The sequence below is a fragment of the Ensifer sp. EB106-05-01-XG146 genome (genome assembly GCF_058791875.1).
This window is the reverse complement of record NZ_JBYTDX010000001.1, coordinates 438583-459200: the sequence shown is the minus strand read 5'-3', so window position 1 is coordinate 459200 and position 20618 is coordinate 438583. Positions and strand designations below refer to the sequence as shown.

18 protein-coding genes are annotated in these 20618 nt (G+C 63.6%); 9 read left to right on the top strand and 9 right to left on the bottom strand.

All coding sequences use genetic code 11. The features are described 5' to 3' along the window. Nucleotides 1–27 precede the first annotated feature (27 nt). A complete protein-coding gene (gene glcE, locus AC3WVQ_RS02135; protein WP_089044717.1) occupies nt 28–1239 on the bottom strand; it encodes a glycolate oxidase subunit GlcE in 1212 nt (403 codons plus the stop codon). Next, a complete protein-coding gene (locus AC3WVQ_RS02130) occupies nt 1236–2675 on the bottom strand; it encodes an FAD-linked oxidase C-terminal domain-containing protein (RefSeq protein WP_060584051.1) in 1440 nt (479 codons plus the stop codon). The genes glcE and AC3WVQ_RS02130 overlap by 4 nt, the downstream gene beginning before the upstream one ends. A gap of 106 nt (nt 2676–2781) precedes the next feature. On the opposite strand from AC3WVQ_RS02130, the gene AC3WVQ_RS02125 reads away from it, so the two are divergent. Further along, nucleotides 2782–3678: a LysR family transcriptional regulator gene (locus AC3WVQ_RS02125; RefSeq protein WP_034800931.1), complete on the top strand. Its 897-nt coding sequence runs from the start codon at nt 2782–2784 to the stop codon at nt 3676–3678. A 72-nt stretch (nt 3679–3750) separates the two neighbouring features. On the opposite strand, the gene AC3WVQ_RS02120 is transcribed toward AC3WVQ_RS02125, so the two are convergent. Continuing rightward, nucleotides 3751–5025, bottom strand: a complete 1275-nt coding sequence (locus AC3WVQ_RS02120; protein WP_034800929.1) for a DUF3422 family protein — start codon at nt 5023–5025, stop codon at nt 3751–3753. 287 nt (nt 5026–5312) lie between these two features. Between AC3WVQ_RS02120 and AC3WVQ_RS02115 the strand changes: the two genes are divergently transcribed. From AC3WVQ_RS02115 to AC3WVQ_RS02090, 6 genes are all read left to right on the top strand, one after another. Next, nucleotides 5313–6101, top strand: coding sequence for a FadR/GntR family transcriptional regulator (locus AC3WVQ_RS02115; protein ID WP_244546716.1), 789 nt, complete (start codon nt 5313–5315; stop codon nt 6099–6101). Between the two features lie 313 nt (nt 6102–6414). Continuing rightward, a complete protein-coding gene (locus tag AC3WVQ_RS02110; protein WP_060516578.1) occupies nt 6415–6921 on the top strand; it encodes an NUDIX hydrolase in 507 nt (168 codons plus the stop codon). Between the two features lie 137 nt (nt 6922–7058). Continuing rightward, nucleotides 7059–8564: an inorganic phosphate transporter gene (locus AC3WVQ_RS02105; protein ID WP_060584345.1), complete on the top strand. Its 1506-nt coding sequence runs from the start codon at nt 7059–7061 to the stop codon at nt 8562–8564. Between the two features lie 11 nt (nt 8565–8575). Continuing rightward, nucleotides 8576–9313: a 16S rRNA (uracil(1498)-N(3))-methyltransferase gene (locus AC3WVQ_RS02100; RefSeq protein ID WP_090294897.1), complete on the top strand. Its 738-nt coding sequence runs from the start codon at nt 8576–8578 to the stop codon at nt 9311–9313. Nucleotides 9314–9556: 243 nt separating this feature from the next. Beyond that, nucleotides 9557–10930 (top strand): glutamate--cysteine ligase, encoded by a 1374-nt coding sequence (locus AC3WVQ_RS02095; protein WP_034800925.1) that lies wholly within the window; start codon nt 9557–9559, stop codon nt 10928–10930. A gap of 126 nt (nt 10931–11056) precedes the next feature. Beyond that, nucleotides 11057–11887, top strand: a complete 831-nt coding sequence (locus AC3WVQ_RS02090) for a DUF937 domain-containing protein (protein ID WP_090294898.1) — start codon at nt 11057–11059, stop codon at nt 11885–11887. 301 nt (nt 11888–12188) lie between these two features. On the opposite strand, the gene AC3WVQ_RS02085 is transcribed toward AC3WVQ_RS02090, so the two are convergent. Continuing rightward, a complete protein-coding gene (locus AC3WVQ_RS02085; RefSeq protein WP_034800920.1) occupies nt 12189–12485 on the bottom strand; it encodes a DUF1127 domain-containing protein in 297 nt (98 codons plus the stop codon). Nucleotides 12486–12692: 207 nt separating this feature from the next. Between AC3WVQ_RS02085 and AC3WVQ_RS02080 the strand changes: the two genes are divergently transcribed. Continuing rightward, nucleotides 12693–13643, top strand: coding sequence for a LysR substrate-binding domain-containing protein (locus tag AC3WVQ_RS02080; RefSeq protein WP_034800917.1), 951 nt, complete (start codon nt 12693–12695; stop codon nt 13641–13643). 91 nt (nt 13644–13734) lie between these two features. Here the strand turns inward: AC3WVQ_RS02080 and katA are convergent, their stop codons facing one another. Beyond that, nucleotides 13735–15219: a catalase KatA gene (gene katA, locus AC3WVQ_RS02075; RefSeq protein WP_090294900.1), complete on the bottom strand. Its 1485-nt coding sequence runs from the start codon at nt 15217–15219 to the stop codon at nt 13735–13737. Nucleotides 15220–15402: 183 nt separating this feature from the next. Between katA and AC3WVQ_RS02070 the strand changes: the two genes are divergently transcribed. After that, nucleotides 15403–16314 (top strand): hydrogen peroxide-inducible genes activator, encoded by a 912-nt coding sequence (locus AC3WVQ_RS02070; RefSeq protein ID WP_060602049.1) that lies wholly within the window; start codon nt 15403–15405, stop codon nt 16312–16314. A 12-nt stretch (nt 16315–16326) separates the two neighbouring features. Here the strand turns inward: AC3WVQ_RS02070 and AC3WVQ_RS02065 are convergent, their stop codons facing one another. The 4 genes from AC3WVQ_RS02065 to guaB all read right to left on the bottom strand — a co-directional run bounded on the left by AC3WVQ_RS02065 (nt 16327) and on the right by guaB (nt 20525). Beyond that, nucleotides 16327–17202: a dienelactone hydrolase family protein gene (locus tag AC3WVQ_RS02065; RefSeq protein WP_034800909.1), complete on the bottom strand. Its 876-nt coding sequence runs from the start codon at nt 17200–17202 to the stop codon at nt 16327–16329. Between the two features lie 149 nt (nt 17203–17351). Beyond that, nucleotides 17352–18380 carry an alcohol dehydrogenase AdhP gene (adhP, locus tag AC3WVQ_RS02060; protein ID WP_060602043.1) on the bottom strand — a complete coding sequence of 343 codons (1029 nt, stop codon included), beginning with the start codon at nt 18378–18380 and terminating at the stop codon, nt 17352–17354. A 142-nt stretch (nt 18381–18522) separates the two neighbouring features. Beyond that, nucleotides 18523–18939, bottom strand: a complete 417-nt coding sequence (locus tag AC3WVQ_RS02055) for an MAPEG family protein (RefSeq protein WP_090294904.1) — start codon at nt 18937–18939, stop codon at nt 18523–18525. A gap of 83 nt (nt 18940–19022) precedes the next feature. Further along, nucleotides 19023–20525, bottom strand: a complete 1503-nt coding sequence (gene guaB, locus AC3WVQ_RS02050) for an IMP dehydrogenase (RefSeq protein WP_034800902.1) — start codon at nt 20523–20525, stop codon at nt 19023–19025. Nucleotides 20526–20618 lie beyond the last annotated feature (93 nt).

The window sequence follows — 20618 nt, the reverse complement described above, 5'->3', positions numbered from 1 at the left end:
GTCTCTCCTGTTCCCTTGCGAATGCGCTCAGGAAATCGCGGCCATGCGGCCGGGATTGAAGATCCGGTGCGGGTCGAACTTCGCGCGCACGCGCTCGCTCAACTGTGCCACGGGCAAGGGTTGCGGTTCAAACGATGAAACGGCCTGACGGTAGCTGTCATCGGCCCTGACGAGGGTCGCGTGGCCGCCACCGAGAACCTTGATGTAACGGCGCACCAGTTCCGCCTCCGGATCGGCCTCCATGCGCAACCATACGAGACCGCCCTGCCAGTCGTAGAAAGCGTCGACGCCGGTCTGCAGCCGCAGTGCTGCTACCAGTTGATGGCCAAGCGACGGGGCGACGGACGCGCGCCAGAGCGGCTTCCTGGTACCGTCGGCATAGGGTTTGACGTCGCGGATCTCCGTCCAAAGCCTTGCTGTTTGCGATGCATCAAGCCGCGTCACCGCGCCGAAGCGGCCGACTGCCTTTGTCAGCTTTTCAGCCCTGATCGCAACGGATGCCTCCAGCCCTTCGAGCCTGAGCACGGTGGCTGCACCATCCGGAAGGTTGCCATCCAGGAACCGTCCGCGCACGCTCTCCGGCAGATGCGCCGCGCCGGAAACCTCAGTTGTCTGCGCCATTGCCTCGGCCATGACCGCCGCCGCCTCGGCATCATTGAGCCCGGAGACGACGATGGTCTCCGACGCCGGCGGCAGCGGCAGGACGCGGAAGGTGACTTCGGTGAGGATGCCGAGCGTGCCATGCGAGCCAGCCAAAAGCTTGACCAGATCGAGACCGGTGACGTTCTTCATCACACGCCCGCCGGCCTTGATTGCCTCGCCCTCGCCGTTGACGAAACGCACACCGAGCAGGCTGTCGCGGGCGGCACCGGCGACATAGCGCCTGGGGCCGGATACATTGGCGGCAAAGACCCCGCCGATCGTCGGCTCACCCGAGGAGGCGAAGATCGGCCGGTGATCCATCGGCTCGAAGGCGAGCATTTGCCGGTTTTCGGCCAATGCCTCGCCGATCTCGCGCAGTGGCGTTCCCGCAAGCGCGGTAATCGTCATTTCGGCCGGATTGTAGCTGACGATGCCGGAAAGGCGGCGGGTCGACAGCACCCGATCGGCGCGCACAGGATTGCCGAGGCCGGAGCGCGTGTTGCCGCCGATCACTACGAGCGACGCCTTGTCCGCCGCCATGGCGCGAACGACGGTCGCAATCCCCTCTTCGCTGGCCGGTTCGAAATGCACGATCATGCGGCGGGACGCCCTTTAAGAGGGAAGACCTTGGACGGGTTCAGGATCCATTGCGGATCGAAGGCGGCGCGCGCCGCCATCTGCTGGTCGAGGTCGATCTGGTTGTACTGATGCAGCATGAGATCCCGTTTTTCGATGCCGACACCATGCTCGCCGGTGAGGCAGCCACCCGCGTCGACGCAAAGCTTCAGGATATCGTTCCCGGCAGCCTCGGCGCGCGCCGCATCCTCCGGGTCGTTGATGTTGTACAGGATCAGCGGATGCATGTTGCCGTCGCCGGCGTGGAAGACATTGGCGACGCGCAGGCCGTAGCTCGCGACGATCTCACCGGTGCGGGCAAGCACATGGGAGAGTTGGCTGAGCGGCACGGTGCCGTCCATGCAGATATAGTCGGCGATGCGGCCGGTGGCGCCGAAGGCGGATTTCCGGCCTTTCCAGATCGCCGCCGCTTCCATGGCCGACTGGCATTCCTTGATAGTCGCGACCCCGTGACGGCGCGCGACCGCGACGATGCTCGCGAGCATCGCATCCATCTCCGGCTCGGAGCCTTCGACCTCGACGATCAGTAGCGCTTCGACATCGAGCGGGTAGCCGGCGTGGGCGAAGGCTTCGCAGATCTCGATCGCCGGCTTGTCCATGAACTCGATCGCGACGGGAATGATGCCGGAACCGATGACATCAGCGACGCAGGCGCCGGCCGCCTCCGACGAGGCAAAGCCGAAGAGCACCGGGCGGGCTCCCTCCGGTTTGGCGATCAACCGCACCGTCGCCTCGGTGACGATACCGAGCTGGCCTTCCGAGCCGCAGACGAGGCCAAGCAGATCATAGCCCGCCGCATCCAGCGCCTTGCCGCCGAGATCGACGACGGTGCCATCGAACAGCACCATCTTCACGCCGAGCAGATTGTTGGTGGTGACACCGTATTTCAGGCAATGAGCACCGCCGGAATTCATGCCGATGTTGCCGCCGATCGTGCAGGCGAGCTGCGAGCTCGGGTCGGGTGCATAAAAGAAGCCATCGGCGGAAACCGCCTCGGAGATGTTGAGGTTGGTAACGCCCGCCTGAACGGTGGCGGTGCGATTGAAAAGGTCGACATCGAGGATGCGCGACATCTTCGAGAGGCCGATGACGACCGCATCCTCTTGTGGGATGGCACCGCCCGAAAGCGAGGTACCGGCCCCGCGCGGCACGACCGGAACGCCGTAGCGGCTGCAGTATTTCAGGAGCGCGGCCACCTGTTCGGTGGTTTCCGGCAAGGCGACCGCCAGGGGCATGCGGCGATAGGCGATGAAGGCATCGGTCTCGAACGGTTTCAGTCCGCGCTCGTCGCTGATCAGACAGCCCTCGGGCAGGAGGTCCGAGAGGTCGGCGATAATCTCGCGGCGCCGGGCGATAACCTCTGGTTTCGGCTGCAGAAAACCGATTGTCTCCGCCATCAGCTCCTCCCGCCGCATATCGATTGGTTCATTTTCTTTACCACTAGGACAGAGGCCTCGCAAATGCTATTGAGCTTTTCCGTTTTGGAAATAATGGCAACGATTGATGACGAATTTAGGCGATCTTGAGATTTTTGCACGGGTCGTTTCCACCGGCAGTATGTCGGCAGCGGGGCGGGCGCTGGGGTTTTCCCCAGCTGTGATCTCCAAGCGCATCAAGAGACTCGAAGACCGGCTCGGCACGCGCCTCCTTCAACGCACGACGCGCCAGATTTCGCTGACGGAAGCCGGCCAGGGCTTCTACGACCGGGTGCTCGGCATTCTGACCGGCATCGAGGAGGCGGAAGCCTATGCGTCGGGCCGCTCGTCGCATGCGCTCGGGGTGCTGCGGATATCGGCGCCCACCTCCTTCGGCCGCATGCACATCGCGCCGCATCTGACCAAGTTCATGAAGGACCATCCGGATCTGAAATTGCACATCGTGCTGACGGACGAATTCACCGACATCGTCGCGGAAGGCTTCGACATGGCGGTCCGGATCGGCGAACTGGTGGATTCGTCGCTCGTCGCCCGTAAGCTTGCCCCCGTCCGCCGGCTGCTCTGCGCCTCGCCGGACTACATCGCCCGCAACGGCGCACCGAAAGAGATCGGCGACCTCGCCAACCACCTCTGCCTGCCGGCGCATAACAACGACAATTGGAAGCTCGAAGGGCCGGAGGGCGCGCTGGTCTGGCACCCGGAAGGGCCGCTCGTCACCAATTCCTCGGAGATTGTGCGCGCCGCCGTCATCGCCGGCGCCGGCGTTGCACTGCGCTCCACCTGGGATATCGGCCCGGAATTGCGCAGCGGCCAGCTGGTGCAGGTGCTACCGCAATGGGAAGGTTCGAAGCAGCTGACGCTTTCGGCCGTCTACCCAAGCCGCCAGTTCCTCCCGGCCAAGGTGCGCCTCTTCATCGACTATCTCGCCGAACTCTACGGACCGATCCCCTATTGGGAGCAGTAGGCGAACCGGCCTGGCATCTTTGTTTTCCGCAATTCCGGACGCAAAACCGCTGCACACTTTTGCTGGAATTGCTTACTTATGCTCGCTGTCCTCGTGGTGGCGGCGAATGCGGCGCACGATCAGCCAGACCCCGGCAACGGCGAAGGGCACGGCAAGCCCGGTCAGGAGACCGGGATCGATCGGCAGCTCGTGGCTGACCGCCTTGGCGAGATAGCCGAACAGCCCGACCACGTAATAGGAGATGGCGGCGACCGACAGGCCTTCGACGGTCTGCTGCAGGCGCAACTGCAACCTGGCGCGCCGATCCATCGAGTTCAGAAGCGCGCTGTTCTGCCGTTCAAGCTCGACATCGACCCAGCTTCGAAGCAGCGCCGTGGCGCGGGCGAGCTTGCGCGACAGGTTCGCCTGGCGCTCCTCGACCGACTGGCAGGTGCGCATGGCCGGCGCCAAACGTCGTTCGAGGAAGGTGCCGATGGTCTCGTAGCCCGGCACCGGCGTTTCGGCGAGCGTGCGGATGCGCTCCTGGACGATGCCGTAATAGGCGCGGCTGGCGCCGAAGCGATAGAGGCTGAGCGCGGCACCGGCCTCGAGATCGGCCGCGAGCCGAGTGATTTCGGCCAACATGTCGTCGGCCTCCTCGCGCACGTTTTCCTTCATGCGCTGGGTCACCGCCGTCAACCCGTCCTCCGTCCGGCGGATTTCCGGCGACAGCGACTGCGCAAGCGGCAGGCCCATCATCGCCAGCGTCCGGTAGGTTTCGATATCGAGCAAGCGCTGGACGAGAGCGCCGGTACCGGCTTCCGTCATGCCGCGATCGATCACCAGGATCTGCGTCAGGCCGTCACCGTTCTGGCGGAAGTCGGTGACGATCACCGCCTGGCCGTTCTTGGTCTCGCTGTAACAGAGGCTCGTCGGATCGAAGAGGCCGATGGCCTCGCGTGTCTCGGGCGTATCCGGCCGGATCTCCAGGCGGATGCCCGAGATCAGAGACCCGGGCGGCGAAAAGCCGTCGCCGAACGGATGGATCGGTACATCGCCGCCGAATTTCTCCGGCGGCGGCGCGTCCCAGAAATAGGTGGAGAATTCGGTATGACGCTCCCAGCGCAGCGTGCCCTGCCCCCAAGGCATCGCGTGATGGTTGGCGTCACGGCCGGGCGGCGCGATGCCGCGGGCCCGCGAAAGCTCCGACAGCACGGCGTGATCGACGATCGAGCCACCATCTGTCAGGAAGGCGAGCTGAAAGATCACCCGCGGCGTGGTCACCAGCGCATAGGGGCGCGAATGAACCTCGCCCAAGGCCAAAGCGCGCATCGGCGCCACCGGAAATGCAAAACTACCCTTTGCCATGAAGCGCCTTGTCCCCCTCACGCGTTCATCACAACTTTCTTATCAACGGAAAGAGCAAAAGAACAAAGGACGCATTGCCGCAGTTTGACTTTTGTCAGTCGCAACCAATCGGACGCACCCAAGTGGACAATCAAATTGACCACTTTGCGCGACCTGCCTAGATTGCGGCGCTGACAGGAGGAGGCGCTGAGCATCGACGCTCCTTCCGCCCTCGCCGCATGCAAACCGACCACATTCGCGATTTCGGACGAACCCGGGCCGAAATCCTCGTGATCTGGAGACCAGACGTGACCAAAGACCAGATCGACCTTTTCGCCCGTATCAGCCATAGCCGCACGGCGGACGAGGTCGTGCAGCAGATCGAGCTTTTGATCCTCGAAGGCGTATTGCGGGACGGCGACCGTCTGCCTGGCGAGCGGGAACTCTCCAAGCGCTTCGACGTGTCACGGCCGATCCTGCGCGAGGCGCTGAAGGAACTCGAAGGGCGCGGCCTGGTCGAAAGCCGCCACGGCGGTGGCACCTTCGTCGCCGACGTCGTCGGGCAGATCTTCTCCAGGCCGCTGATCGATCTCATTGCGCGCCATCACAAGGCGACCCAGGACTACCTCGAATACCGGCGCGAGCTCGAAGGCTTGACCGCGGAACTCGCCGCCACCCGCGCCACGGATTACGACCGGGACATCCTGACACGGATCATCGAGCGCATGCGCAGAGCGCACGCCGCCGGCGATTTTGACGCCGAACTCGAAGCCGATATCGAGCTGCACCAGGCGATCGGCGAAAGCGCCCACAACATCATTCTCCTGCACACGCTGCGCGCCTGCTACCGGCTGCTCCAGCAGGGCATATTCTTCCATCGCAATTCGGTCTTCGATGCGCCGGGGGCGCGCGACCGGCTTCTTGTGCAGCACGAAGCGATCTACGAGGCGATCATGGCAAGGGATCCGGCGAAGGCGAAAGCCGCCTCCCAGAGCCATATCGACTTCGTCGCCGCCGCCACCCGCGAGGCGGAACGCACCGGAGAATGGAACCGCATCGCCCGACTGCGCATGCAGCAGCGCGACCGCGCGAACTGACAGATCGGGCCCGCGCCCGACCCCCGGCTCTACCCTGCAGCCGCCTCTCCGGTCGGAATCAATCGCCCTTGCGATCTCGAACCGTTCCACCCCGAAACCAATCGTGATCCGACGACAACGTATGGCTGTCGGTCGGTTTGCAAATATGCCGCGAAAACACCATATCCTGTCGTATCCGGACCACAGTTCTGCGCAAAGCAAACCGCATATCCGGCTGCCGAATGCCCGCGACATTTACACGCTGCAGGACGCTGCCATACTGGTCGGCAAAGCAATTAAAGCCACTGATTCGCCGAGAGGAGCACAGACGACCTTGAACTTCTTGAACAGGCTCGCATCGGATGTCCAATTGATGCTGCGTCGACCGGCGCGCATGCAGTATGCCGCGCTCTGCTATCGGATCCGCAAGAAGACCAAGGCCCTCGAAATCCTCCTGATCACCAGCCGCGATACCGGCCGCTGGGTCATTCCCAAGGGATGGCCGATGCAGGGCAAGCGCGCCCATGAAGTGGCCGAGCGCGAAGCCTACGAGGAAGCCGGCGTCAAGGGGCATGTGCAGAAGGCGACCGCCGGCTACTATCTCTACCAGAAGCGCATGGATCACGGGCTGAAGATTTCGGTCAAGGTGCAGGTGCACGCGTTGGAAGTCGACGATCTCTGCAAGCACTTCCCCGAGGAAGGGCGCCGACAGCTCGAATGGGTCGACTACAAGGAAGCGGCCTCGCGGGTTGCCGAACCGTCTCTGAAAGATCTCATCCTTGCCTTCGGTGAACGCATGGGGAGCGCGTCGAGCCCGATGCCGAAGGCTGTGAACGGCTAGCCTTTTCAAGCATTCCAAGAGCATTCGACGCCGCCAGACGCGGGTTCCCGGCCTGCGCCATACGGATGTCCATCAAATCCACTTGAATGCGTGTCGCTGTGGCCTTAGTGGCCGTCGTGACAATGGAGTTCCAGGTAGTGGCACAGCCGCGCATACGCCTCGCAAAACAAACGATAGACAAAGACCTCGACAAGCTCAGCCTTGCCGAAGAGGCGTCGCAACATGTCAAGCGCAGCCTTGCGGCACCTGCGCTCGCCGGGCTGTTCCTGCTCTTGAGCATGGCCTTCGCCGCGAGCTTCGTGACGAGCTCCGCCAGCGCGCCGATCATCATCGCGGCGGCTGCCATTGCCGGCTACATGGCCATGAACATCGGCGCGAACGACGTGACCAACAACGTTGGCGCCGCAGTCGGCGCCAAGGCGATGTCGATGGCGACGGCGCTCACCATCGCCGCGATATTCGAGATCGCCGGGGCGCTGCTTGCCGGCCGGCAGGTCGCGCTGACGATCGAGGCGGGCATCGTCTATGGCGAAGACGTGCTCGGACCACAGGCAATCGTCTGGATCATGATGTCGGCACTCGCTTCCGCGGCGGCCTGGATCAACATCGCCACCTATTCCGGGGCACCGGTCTCGACCACGCACTCGATCATCGGCGGCATCGTCGGGGCAGGCATCGCGGCGGCCGGCTTTTCGAGCGTGCAATGGTGGTCGCTCGCCGGCATCACGCTCAGCTGGTCGGTCTCGCCGCTACTCGGCGGCGCCATCGCCGCAGCCCTCCTCGCTTTCCTCAAAGAATTCATCATCTACCGCGAGGACAAGATCGCCGCGGCCAGGCGATGGATGCCGGTCATCCTTGGCGTCACCGCCGGCTGCTTCATGGCCTATCTCGCGGTGATCGCACTGGTTCAGGTGGCCGCGATCACCATGCCCGTGGGTCTTGCTGCCGGCGGCGTCGCCGGTTTTGCGGTCTATCTGCAGGCAAAGCCCTGGATCGCCAGCCAATCGGAAGGGCTCGAAAACCGCAACCAGTCGCTGCGCCGACTCTTCCGCCTGCCTTTGATCGTAGCGGCGGCACTGCTTTCCTTCGCTCACGGCGCCAACGACGTCTCCAACGCCATCGGTCCCTTGGCTGCGATCGTCTCGGCGCTCGACGGCGTCATCACGACGGACAAATCACCGGCGCCCCTGTGGGAACTTGCGATCGGCGCGCTCGGCATCTCGATCGGTCTGCTGCTCTACGGCCCGAAGCTCATCCGAGTCGTTGGCCAGGAGATCACCAAGCTCAATCCGATGCGCGCTTTCTGTGTGGCACTGGCCACCGCGGTCACCGTGCTGCTGGCATCGGCGCTCGGCCTGCCCATCAGCTCGACGCACACGGCCGTCGGCGCCGTCTTCGGCGTCGGCTTCTTCCGCGAATGGTACATCCGCAATTCCAAGCGGCGGCTCGAATATGTCCGGCAAAAAACGGGACAGGCGGATTTCATGGAATCGGCGGAAACCAACTTTGCCGAGGTGCGGCGCCGGCATCTCGTCCGTCGCTCGCATTTCCTCACCATTATCGGCGCCTGGGTTATCACCGTCCCGGCCTCTGCCGCCCTGTCGGCCGTACTTTATTTCATCCTCTCCGGCATTTTCACCTGAAGGCCTCCTCAATGCGCGCCAATTTTCGCATGCAGCGACTGTTCGTCGAACACCCCTTGAGTGCCGGCTCGGCGCACGAGGCGTCCAAGGAACAGTTCAACTACCTGGTGAACGTGCTGCGTTACGAAGAAGGCGCCTCGATCCTCGTCTTCAACGGGCGCGACGGCGAGTGGCGGGCCGAGCTTTCCTTCGCCAGCAAGAAGCGCTTGGTGCTGACGCCCGTCGAGCAGACGCGCCCCCAGCCGGCGCCTTGCGATCTCGTGTATCTCTTTGCCCCGCTCAAGGTCGGACGGCTCGACTATCTCGTGCAGAAGGCCGTCGAAATGGGCGCCGGCACTTTGCAGCCGGTCATGACGCAACATGTGCAGGGCAAGCTTGGCAACATCGAGCGGGTTCGCGCCAACGTCATCGAGGCGGCCGAACAATGCGGCGTACTCGGCATTCCCCATGTCGAGGAACCACGCCGGCTCGAAGACCTGTTTGCCACCTGGCAGAGCGACCGGCGCATCATTTTCTGCGACGAAGGCAGCGACAGCCAGAATCCGTTGCCGATCCTCGCCGGCATCAAGGAAAAGAAGCTCGCGCTGTTGATCGGCCCGGAAGGCGGCTTCTCGGAAGCCGAGCGCACGCTGCTGCACAGCCTCGATTTCGTCACCGCCATTCCGCTCGGGCCCCGCATCCTCAGGGCCGACACGGCAGCCGTCGCCGCCATGGCGGTCATCCAGGCAACTGTCGGCGACTGGCGATAGCCGGTCGTTCCCGGGCAAATCGGACACCGCTCGCTCCCCTAGAAGGGGACGATCTCTCCGGCAAGGCAGGATTGGGTCACCAGTACCCATTTCCGCGGTGCTTGCTCCAGAGCAAGCAAATGTCCTACTTTTTTTGATGAGATCTTGAAAGAAATTGACTTGCACCGCACCTGATTACGGTTCAAGCAGCCTCCATCAACTCCCGCTAACCTGCGGGAGCCGCCCAAACAAAAGAAGACGCTCATGGCCCGAGATACCACCGACCAGACGCCGGTAACCTCTGTCGCTGACCTGACCGCCTACCTGGCAGAAGGTTCGAAACCGGAGGAGCGGTTCCGGATCGGCACGGAGCACGAAAAGTTCGCCTTCTTTAAGGCGGACAACAGCCCCGTCCCCTATTTCGGCGAGGCCAGCATCCAGGCGCTTCTGAACGGCATGGCGGCGAAAAGCGGCTGGGAACCGATCATCGACGAAGGCAACATCATCGGCCTTGCCGAACAGTCGGGCAATGGCGCGATCTCGCTGGAACCGGGTGGACAGTTCGAACTTTCCGGCGCGCCGCTCGAAAACCTGCACCAGACCTGCAAGGAATCGAACCAGCATCTGGCGGTGCTGCGCGAAGTCGCCGAGCCGCTCGGCATCCGCTTCCTCGGCATCGGCGGCAGCCCCAAGTGGACCTTTGATGAGACCCCGCGCATGCCGAAATCGCGCTACGGCATCATGAGCCGCTACATGCCGAAGGTCGGCACCCAGGGCCTCGACATGATGTATCGCACCTGCACGATCCAGGTGAACCTGGACTTCTCCTCGGAAGAGGACATGCGCCGCAAGATGCAGGTGTCCTTGAAGCTGCAGCCACTCTCGACCGCGCTGTTTGCAAGCTCGCCCTTTACCGACGGCAAGCCGAACGGGCTTCTCTCCTGGCGCGGCGACATCTGGCGCGACACCGACAACCAGCGCGCCGGCCTGCTGCCGTCCGCCTTCCGTCCCGATTTCGGTTTTGCCGACTACGTGGAGTGGGCGCTCGACGTGCCGATGTACTTCGTCGTGCGCGACGGCCACTACCACGATTGCACCCACATCACCTTCCGCCAGTTCATGGGCGGCGCACTCAAGGGCGAGGTCGCCGACTGGCAGCCGAACATGGGCGACTGGACCAACCATCTCTCGACGCTGTTCCCCGACGTGCGCCTGAAGCGCTTCCTCGAAATGCGCGGCGCCGATGGCGGCCCGTGGCGGCGGATCTGCGCGCTGCCGGCCTTCTGGGTCGGCCTGCTCTACGACCGCGAGGCGCTCGACGCCGCCGAAGCACTGACGCGCGACTGGACCTTCGAAGAGGTGAGCGCCATGCGCAACGCCGTGCCGGCTCAGGCGCTTGCCGCCAAGTTCCGCACCGGCACGCTTTACGACGTTGCCCGCGAGGTCATCTCCATTTCGCGCGGCGGTCTGAAGCGCCGCAACAGGCTGAACGGCGATGGTATCGACGAAAGCCAGTTCCTGGCGCCGCTCGACGAGGTGCTGGCCAAGAAGGCAACGCTCGCGGAAGACCTTTTGGCGCTCTACAATGGCCGCTGGAACGGCTCCGTAGACCCGGTCTTTGCCGAGTACCAGTATTAAGGCCCGAACAGGGGCGCGGCGCTCGTCGCGGCCCTCTCAAAAAGCGGTTCCCAGTCCCTGATTTCCCGTTATAGTGCAAGGATATGCGTCGCTTAGAGCGCCGCGCGTCCATAAAGGGGAACTGGGATGGCACCGCTTTTCGACATGTTCGCGCAGGCGCAGAACGGCAAGGCCATCGAGCTGATGGCGCAACAGTTCGGCATCGCCCAGGAGCAGATGACGAAGGCGACGGCGGCGCTGCTGCCGGCCTTCTCAGCGGCCTTCAAGCGCAACACCGCCAACCCCTACGACTTCGGCGCCTTGCTGACGGCGCTCGGCAGCGGCAACTACGCCAAATACTTCGAAGACATGAGCCAGGCCTTCACGCCGCAGGGCATGGCCGACGGCAACGGCGTTCTCGGGCAACTGTTCGGCTCGAAGGAAATGTCGCGCGCGATCGCCGCACAGGCGGCCCAGGTCACCGGCGTCAGCCAGGAGATCTACAAGCAGATGCTGCCTGTGATGGCCGATACGCTGATGGGCGGGCTGTTCAAGCAGACAACCGGGCAATTTGCCGCCGCAAGCGATGCCTTTGCCAACAACCCGATGGCGACCGCGATGCGGCAATGGATGGAAGCGGCCGGTTTCGCCAAGAAGCCGGAACCGCAGCCGAACCCGTTCGACAACCCCTTCACCCAGGCGATGCAGGGCTTCTTCGGCATGGCCCCGAAGAAGGAAGAGAAGCCGAAGACAGCCGACGTCTTTGCCGACAACCCCTTCGTCAAGGCGTTTCAGGACATGATGCAGGCGGGTGCCGCCGGCGCGCAGAAGCCGGCACCCGACAATCCGGCGCTGGCCCAATTCTCCCAGGTCATGAACAGCATGTTCGACACCGGGCTGGAGATGCAGAAAGAATACCAGAAGAACGTCGAGGCGCTGTTCGACCTTTACAAGACCGGGCCCGGCACGAAGAGCTGAGGCCAAGCCTCCCCGTCAGCACATCCCGCGCCTCCATCGGACGCAGCGATCGCCCGCGCGTGTGGGCGTCAGCGCGTTGTTTCGAACAGCTTCGGAAAGAAAAAGGCCCGGTGCATGTCTTGGTCATGCACCGGGCCAAGCGGCAGGGTCTATTGGCTCTACCCTGCGGGGAACGTTTGGGCGCGCGACCGTTGAGGTCAGCGGCACCGAATTTCGCAGCATGACCCGCGGCGGCGGCAGGCTTTCGCGGATCATGCTCGACTGGCACATCTCAAGCGGCGGGATGCGCCATTGGGGACGATCAGTCGTGGCGGGCCCCTTTGTAGAAGAGGCTCGCCCGGTTTCGCGACGCGCGTGTCAGGTAACTCGCCGGATTGTCGAAGAAGGGCGAGGTAATCGCCTCGCGCACATCTTCGCGTTTCAGCCCCATGTCGAGGAGCTGGCGGTCATCCAGGTCGTTCAGACGGCCGATCGCATAGCGATTTCGGAGGAGCTGCCATACGGACGTTAGCATGCCTGTCACGCCGACGGCGCGGGAGGCATAGGACTGCGTTCCGGCAACGAGGTCGAGATCGAGGGCGTGCTGTGTCGTGCGCATGACAATTTCTCCTTTCAGGCACGAAGAGGCCCATCCCCTGCGGGGAGATCAAACGCAGGGGCGGGCCAAAGAGTTTGGGATTCGCCGGCGAAATTGCCGGCCGGGGATCGATGAATTTGCTTCCGATAGATCGCAAATCCTTATTGATCAGTCCAACGAATGTTTTTAATGATATTCATCAAACAATCTTATGGATGCATTACGGCCATGTCCGCACCCCTTGATATCGATCAGCTCCAGACCTTTGTCGCGATCGCCGACACGGGCAGCTTCACCAAGGCGGCCGACCGGGTCTTCAAGACCCAATCCGCCGTTTCCATGCAGATGCGCCGCCTGGAAGAGCGCATCGGCAAGGCGCTGTTCATGAAGGACGGCCGCGGCAACCGGCTGACAGTCGAAGGCGACCGGCTGCTCAATTTCGCGCGCCGGATGATCCGCCTCAACAACGAGGCGATCGCTTCCTTCGACGACAATCGCCTCGAAGGCACGCTCCGGATCGGCACGCCCGACGACTATGCCGACCGCTACATGCCCGAGATCATCATGCGTTTTGCCAAGACGCATCCGAATGTCGAGCTTTACATCATCTGCGAGCCCTCCGTGGACCTCGCCGAGAAGATGGCCAAGGGCGACCTCGACATCGCGCTCGTCACGCACAATCCGCGTGCCCGCGCGTCGGACGTGGTGCGGACCGAACCACTCTGCTGGGTGAGCTCGATCAACCACCCGCTGCCCGAGAACGCACCGATCCCGCTTGCTGTCGGCCGGCGCGACTGTCTGTGGCGCCAGGCGGCCTGCGCCGCGCTCGATGCGACGGGTCGGGAGTACCAGATCCTGTTCACCAGCTGGTCGTCGACGGTCGTCGCCGCCGCGGTGCTGGCCGGCATGGCCGTCTCTGTCCTGCCGGAATCGGCGCTTCGTCCCGGCATGAAGGTGCTGACGCTTGCGGACGGCTTCCCGGCCTTGGCGCCGGTGCAGATCGGCATCATGAAGCGTCCGGGCCTTTCGCCCTCGCTTTCGAACGCGATCAGCAACCACATCACCGCCTGCCTCGACAACATCACGCCGATCAGCGCCAACGACGACCTCGAGGCCGACATCAAGGGCTTCCCGCGTTATCCGCGCCTCCGGCAGAGCCATATGCTGCCGGGCTGGTAAGAGCTGCAGAAAGCGGAAAAGGCCACGCACCAAGCCGGTGCGTGGCCTTTTTTTGTCCAGAGATCAGCACGCGGCCGACTCGATACCGAGTCTATTCGGCTGCCGCGCCGACAGCGTCGGCTTCGTAGCCGTGGGCCGCGTGAAGGGCGGCGCGCACACCGGCCTCATAGTCCGGGTGGACGCGCTTGAAGTGCGCAAGCTGGCGCTCGACGATCGGCCCCGGCACGCCGCCCATCGCCGCGGCGATGTTGGAGAACAGGCGCGCCTTCTGGCCGGCATCGAAGAGGTTGAAGAGCGCACGCGGCTGGACGTAGTCGTCGTTGCCTTCGCGGTGGTCGTAGCGGGCCATGTCGCCGCTGATGCGTAGCGGCGGTTCCATCGCGGAGGGCTGCTCGACCGGGCCGTTGAACGAATTCGGCTCGTAATAGGCACTCGGATTGCCGGTCTGAATGCCGCCGAACGTGTTCATCTGGCCATCGCGGTGATAGTGATGCACCGGGCATTTCGGCCGGTTGACCGGAATGTGCTCGTAATGCGTTCCGAGCCGGTAGCGGTGGGCGTCGGCATAGGAGAACAACCGGGCCTGCAGCATCTTGTCCGGCGAAAAGCCGATGCCGGGCACGATGTTGGACGGCGAGAAGGCGGCGTTCTCGACCTCGGCGAAATAGTTCTCCGGGTTACGATTGAGCTCCAGCACGCCGACCTCGATCGGCGGATAGTCTGCATGCGGCCAGACCTTGGTGACGTCGTAGGGATCATAGGCCGTCTTCTCGGCTTCGAGCTCGGGCATGATCTGCACCTGCAGCGTCCAACGCGGATAGTTACCCTCTTCGATCGCGCCATAGAGCGCTTCCTGGTAGCTTTCGCGCGTCCGGCCGATCACGTCTGCCGCCTCGGCGTTGGTGTAGTGCTTGTGGCCGTGCTGGGTCTTGAAGTGGAACTTGACCCAATAGCGCTCGCCGGCGTCGTTCCAGAACGAGAAGGTGTGCGAGCCGTAGCCGTTCATGTGCAGCGGCGACACCGGACATCCGCGATCTGACATCAGGATCGTGACCTGATGCAGGCTTTCCGGCGACAGCGACCAGAAATCCCACATCGCGGTCGCCGAACGCAGGTTGGTCTTCGGGTGGCGCTTCTGGGTGTGGATGAAGTCCGGGAACTTGTAAGCGTCGCGAACGAAGAAGATCGGCGTGTTGTTGCCGACGAGGTCCCAATTGCCCTCGGGCGTATAGAATTTCAGCGCGAAGCCGCGCACGTCGCGCTCGGCGTCGGCAGCACCCAGTTCACCGGCAACAGTCGAGAACCGCGCCAGCATCGGCGTCTCGGCGCCGGGCTGCAAAACCTTGGCCTTGGTGTATTTCGAGATGTCGCCGGTGATCTTCAGCGTGCCATAGGCGCCCCAACCCTTGGCGTGTACGGCGCGCTCGGGAATGCGCTCGCGGTTTTGATGCGACAGCTTCTCGATAAGCTGATAGTCCTGCATCATGACGCCGCCGCGCGGGCCGGCCGTCAGCGAATTCTGGTTGTCCGGCACCGGGGCTCCGGCACTCGTCGTCAATATGGGTCGATCAGACATCGCGTCCTCCTGTCAAAGGTTTCGCGTCCGGGTGGTCGCACAGGACCGACGGCAGCCGTGGCGACTGCCGGCCGCAAACTGCGCGGCGATCAAAGCCCGAACGCTCTGGCAAGAGGTTTTTCCCACGGCGCTTCGATAATCTCCAATTGCATAAAAATTAAAAATCGATAAGATTTTCCTATCATGCTTACACTCAGACAGATGCGCTATTTCGATGCGCTCGCCTCCGCTCGCCACTTCGGCAAGGCGGCCGAACTCGTCCATGTCAGCCAGCCGGCGCTCTCCGCCCAGATCATGGAAATGGAGAACCACTTGGGCGTGAAGCTGGTGGAGCGCAGCCGCAGCGGCGTTCTCTTGACCCGCAAGGGCGAAGAGGTTTTGGCCCGTACCCGCGCCATCCTCTCTGAGGTGGATCAGCTGGAGTTGAGCGCGCGCGCCAGTTCCGGCACGCTCGAAGGGCGGATCCGCATCGGCGTCATCCCGACGCTTGCCCCCTACCTCGTGCCGCGGCTGGTGCCGCACCTGCGCCAGGTCTACCCGGCAATCGAGATCGAACTGAAGGAATCGGTGACATCAAGACTGGTCGCCGATCTCGGCGAGGGCCTGCTCGACGCCGTCGTCGCCGCCTTGCCGATCGAGGCCGACGGACTTTCGACGAAGCCGCTCTTTTCCGACCGCTTCTACATGGCAATGGCGGACGACGAGCGAAACATCCTGATGTCGCCGCTGACTGAAGACCAGGTGGATGTCGAACAGTTGCTCCTGCTCGAAGAGGGCCATTGCCTGCGCGATCAGGCGCTCGCCGTCTGCAGCACGGCCGGCAAGCGCCGTCTCGTCTCGTTCGGCGCGACCTCGATGACGACGCTCCTGCAGATGGTCGCCAACGGCATGGGCATGACGCTCATCCCCGAGATCGCGATCGCGACCGAGGCGGCGCGCAACTCCATCCGCATCGTACCCTTCGCCGCGCCTGAACCGGCGCGCGAGATCGGGCTTATCTGGCGGCGCAGCAGCCCGCGCGAGCGCGACATGGAAGCGCTCGCAGCGGCGATCAGCGGCTGCGCCGACGATATTCTCCAGGCGGCAGCGGCCTGAGCGTAGCAGCGCTCAGGCGAGCTTGGCCTTCAGGAACTCGACCGTCCGGCTCCAGGCGAGATCGGCCGCGGCCTTGTCATACCGCGCTGCCGAGGTGTCGTTGTTGAAGGCGTGGTTGACGCCGTCATAGACATAGATCGTCGCGTCCTTGCCGTTGTCTTTCAGCGCCTTCTGATAGGCGTCGATGCCGGCATTGATGCGTTCGTCGAGGCCTGCATAGTGCAGCAGCAGCGCCGCCTTGATCTTCGGCACGTCCTCGGCCTTGGGCTGCGCACCATAATAGGCGACGCCAGCCTTCAGATCCGGGGATCCGACCGCGAGCCGGTTGACGAGACCGCCGCCCCAGCAGAAGCCGATGGCGCCGACCTTGCCGGTCGATTGCGCGTGTCCTTCCAGAAACGCCACGGTCGCCGCCGCATTCGCGGTCGTTGCCGCCGCATCGAGCGCACCGATCATTTCGCGCGCCTTGTCCTCGTCCGTCGGCGTGCCGCCCGCAGGCGACAGGAAATCCGGCGCCAGCGCCAGGAAGCCTTCGAGCGCCATGCGCCGCGCGACGTCGCGGATATGCGGGTTCAGCCCGCGGTTCTCATGGATGACGATGACCGCCGGCAGCTTGCCGCTCACCTCTGCCGGACGAACGAGATAGCCTTTCATATCGCCGGCAGCGCCGGGATAGGTGATGTCCTCGCCGGTCACCCGGGTGTCGTTTGCAGCCACGATCTCCGCCTTGGCACCATTGGCCGCCAGCAGCGGCGCGATCGCCGCGGCCGCAGCCGCGGAACCGGCGAGACCGGTGAGCTTTTCCATGAAGCGACGGCGATCGAGGGTCAGATGCGTGTACTCGTCATAGGCGTCGATCATCGCCTGCGTGATTTTCGGTTCCTGCATGCCAGCCTCCTTCGGTTCTTATCTCCCGCGGCGGCAGACAGAACCGCCCGCGACAGAATAGGTCGGCGGGCGGTCTGGAACATACAAACTTGCGTTACTGCCGCGTGTTTCCTTTCGCCCTCACAGGTCGAGGGTCCCACGCACACCGATCAGCCGTTGAGGTCGAGCACGATGCGACCGTCGATCTTGCCTTCCTCCATGCGCTTGAAGATGGCGTTGATGTTCTCGATCTTGTCCCAGGTGAAGTGCGAGGCGACCTTGCCTTCACCGGCGAACTCGAGCGATTCCTCCAGATCCTGCCGCGTCCCGACGATCGAGCCGCGGATGGTGATGCGCTTCAGAACCGTATCGAAGATTGGCAGGCACATCTGGCCGGGCGGCAGGCCGACCAGCGCCATGGTTCCCTTGGAGCGGAGCATGTTGAAGGCCTGCTCCATCGCCTTGGGCGCGACGGCCGTCACCAGGGCACCATGCACGCCCCCGGTCGCATCTCGCACCTGCTCGACCGCATCCTTGTCGCGCGCATCGACGACGAGGTCGGCACCGAGTTTTCGGGCAAGCTCCAGCTTGTCCGGGAAGATATCGACGGCGGCGACATGCATGCCCATGGCCTTGGCATATTGCACCGCCATGTGCCCGAGTCCGCCGATGCCCGAGATCAGCGCCCATTCGCCCGGACGCACTTCGGTTTCCTTCAAGCCCTTGTAGACGGTGACGCCGGCGCAAAGGATGGGGGCCGCGGGCCCGAATTCGAGCTTTGCCGGCAGGCGGCCGACGAAGTCAGGATCCGCGAGGCCGTATTGCGCAAACGTGCCGTTGACGGAATAACCGGTGTTCTGCTGGCTGCCGCAGAGCGTTTCCCATCCGGTGCGGCAAGGCGTGCAGCCGCCGCAGGCGGTGTGCAGCCACGGAACGCCGACGCGGTCGCCTTCCTTCAGCCGCGCAACGCCGCTGCCGAGCTTGGCGACATAGCCGACGCCTTCATGTCCGGGGATGAAGGGCGGCTTCGGCTTGACTGGCCAGTCGCCGTTGGCGGCGTGCAGGTCCGTGTGGCAGACGCCCGTCGCCTCGTATTTGATCAGCACCTGGCCGGGACCCGGCTCCGGTATCGGCACATCCTCGATTACCAGCGGCTTGCCGAATTCGCGCACCACGGCGGCTTTCATCGTTGCGGTCATCTCGTCCTCCGATGCGTTGTTGCCCAACGCCGGAGAGACTACGCGCAAAAGCGGCATCGGGTAATTGATACGCATCAAGACGGGAAGATGAAGGCGCAGACTGTCTCAGATCTGCGTCAGAATGGCGGTGCGCCTATCCGGATCAGCTCATCGCCATCCAGACGGCAAGCCACACCCACATCGCAAACAGCGTTGCAACACCGCCCATGAACAGCGGGCGCCGGTAGCGGAGGCGATTGCTGGTGACATGCACGAAGGCGTGCACATAGCGCAGGGCAACGAAGAGCCAGGCAAGAGCGAGGGAGACGATGTTGTCGGCCTCGGTGATGTAGAGCAGCACGCAGCAGAGGTAGAAGAGAACCGGCAGCTCGAACTGGTTGGCGATGCTGTTCTTCACCACCAGGCTTTCGCCCGGCTCGTCACGGTTTTCGCGAAACTGGCCGGCATTCGCCTTACCGGCGCGCACCAGGCCCATCCGGCGGAAGGAGAGAAGAGCATAGAGGCAGAAGACGAGGAAGACATGAGCCACGATCGGCCAGAAAATCTCGAAACCCGTCATTACGCTACTCCCTCAAACACGCTTACTCTGAAATAGCGAAGGGCGCCGCGCGATGGCGCGGCGCCCTTCGAATGCAATCGCAATCAGTGCGCGCCCGGGTAGTTCGGGCTTTCGCGAGTGATCGTCACGTCATGGGCGTGGCTTTCGCGCAGGCCCGCGCCGGAGATGCGCACGAACTGGGCGCGCTCCTGGTATTCCTTGATCGTCGGGCCGCCGACATAACCCATGGAGGCCTTGAGGCCGCCCGCGAGCTGGTGCAGGACGCCTGCGACCGGACCCTTGTAGGGGACCTGGCCTTCGATGCCCTCGGGAACCAGCTTCAGCGTGTCGCGCACTTCCGCCTGGAAGTAGCGGTCCGCCGAGCCGCGCGCCATGGCGCCAACGGAGCCCATGCCGCGATAGGCCTTGAAGGAGCGGCCCTGGTAGAGGAACACTTCGCCCGGGCTTTCATCGGTGCCGGCAAGCAGCGAGCCGATCATGACGGCCGAAGCACCGGCGGCGATCGCCTTGGCAAGGTCGCCAGAGAACTTGATGCCGCCATCGGCGATGACAGGAATGCCGGCCGCCTGGGCGGCTTCGACGGCGCCCATGATCGCAGCGAGCTGCGGCACGCCGACACCGGCGACGATGCGCGTGGTGCAGATCGAGCCCGGGCCGATACCGACCTTGACCGCATCCGCACCGGCATCGATCAACGCCTTGGTGCCGGAGGCAGTCGCGACGTTGCCGGCCATGATGCGAACCGAGTTCGAGAGTTTCTTGACGCGGGCGACCGCGTCGAGAACGCGCTGCGAGTGACCATGGGCGGTGTCGACGACGATCAGGTCGACGCCGGCATCGATCAGTCGCTCGGCGCGCTCAAAGCCGTCATCGCCGACCGAGATGGCGGCGGCGGCACGAAGGCGGCCCTGCGCATCCTTGGAGGCGTTCGGGTTCAGCTGTGCCTTCTCGATATCCTTTACGGTGATGAGACCGACGCAACGGCCGTCGCCGTCGACCACGAGCAGCTTTTCGATGCGATGGGCGTGCAGCAGGCGCTTCGCTTCCTGCTGGTCGACGCTTTCCTTGACCGTGACCAGGTTCTCATGGGTCATGAGTTCGTGGATCTTCTGGTTCGGATCAGAGGCGAAACGAACGTCGCGGTTGGTGAGGATACCGACGAGGCGGCCCTGCTTCTGGCCACCGGCACCGCCGTTTTCAACGACCGGGATGCCGGAAATGCCATGCTGCTTCATCAGGCCGAGCGCATCGGCGAGCTTGGCGTCGGGACCGATGGTCACCGGATTGACGACCATGCCGCTTTCGAACTTTTTGACCTGGCGAACCTCTTCGGCCTGCTCGGCCGGCGTCAGGTTGCGGTGGATGACGCCGATGCCGCCGGCCTGCGCCATGGCGATTGCGAGACGCCCTTCGGTCACCGTGTCCATGGCCGACGACAGGATCGGCAGGTTCAGGTCGATGTCCTGGGCAATGGTGGTCGCGATGTTGGTCTGACCCGGCATGACTTCGGAATGCCCGGGCAGGAGCAGGACGTCGTCGAAGGTCAAAGCCTCCAGACCAGTTGCCGTTTCGATGATGCGCGCCATGGCCAATTCCCTTCAAATAGCGAAAATCCCCGGGGACGGGCTGCGATTTGTCCACCGGGCGACTTCAAAGCGTGTCTTGGAAGTTGGCGAGGG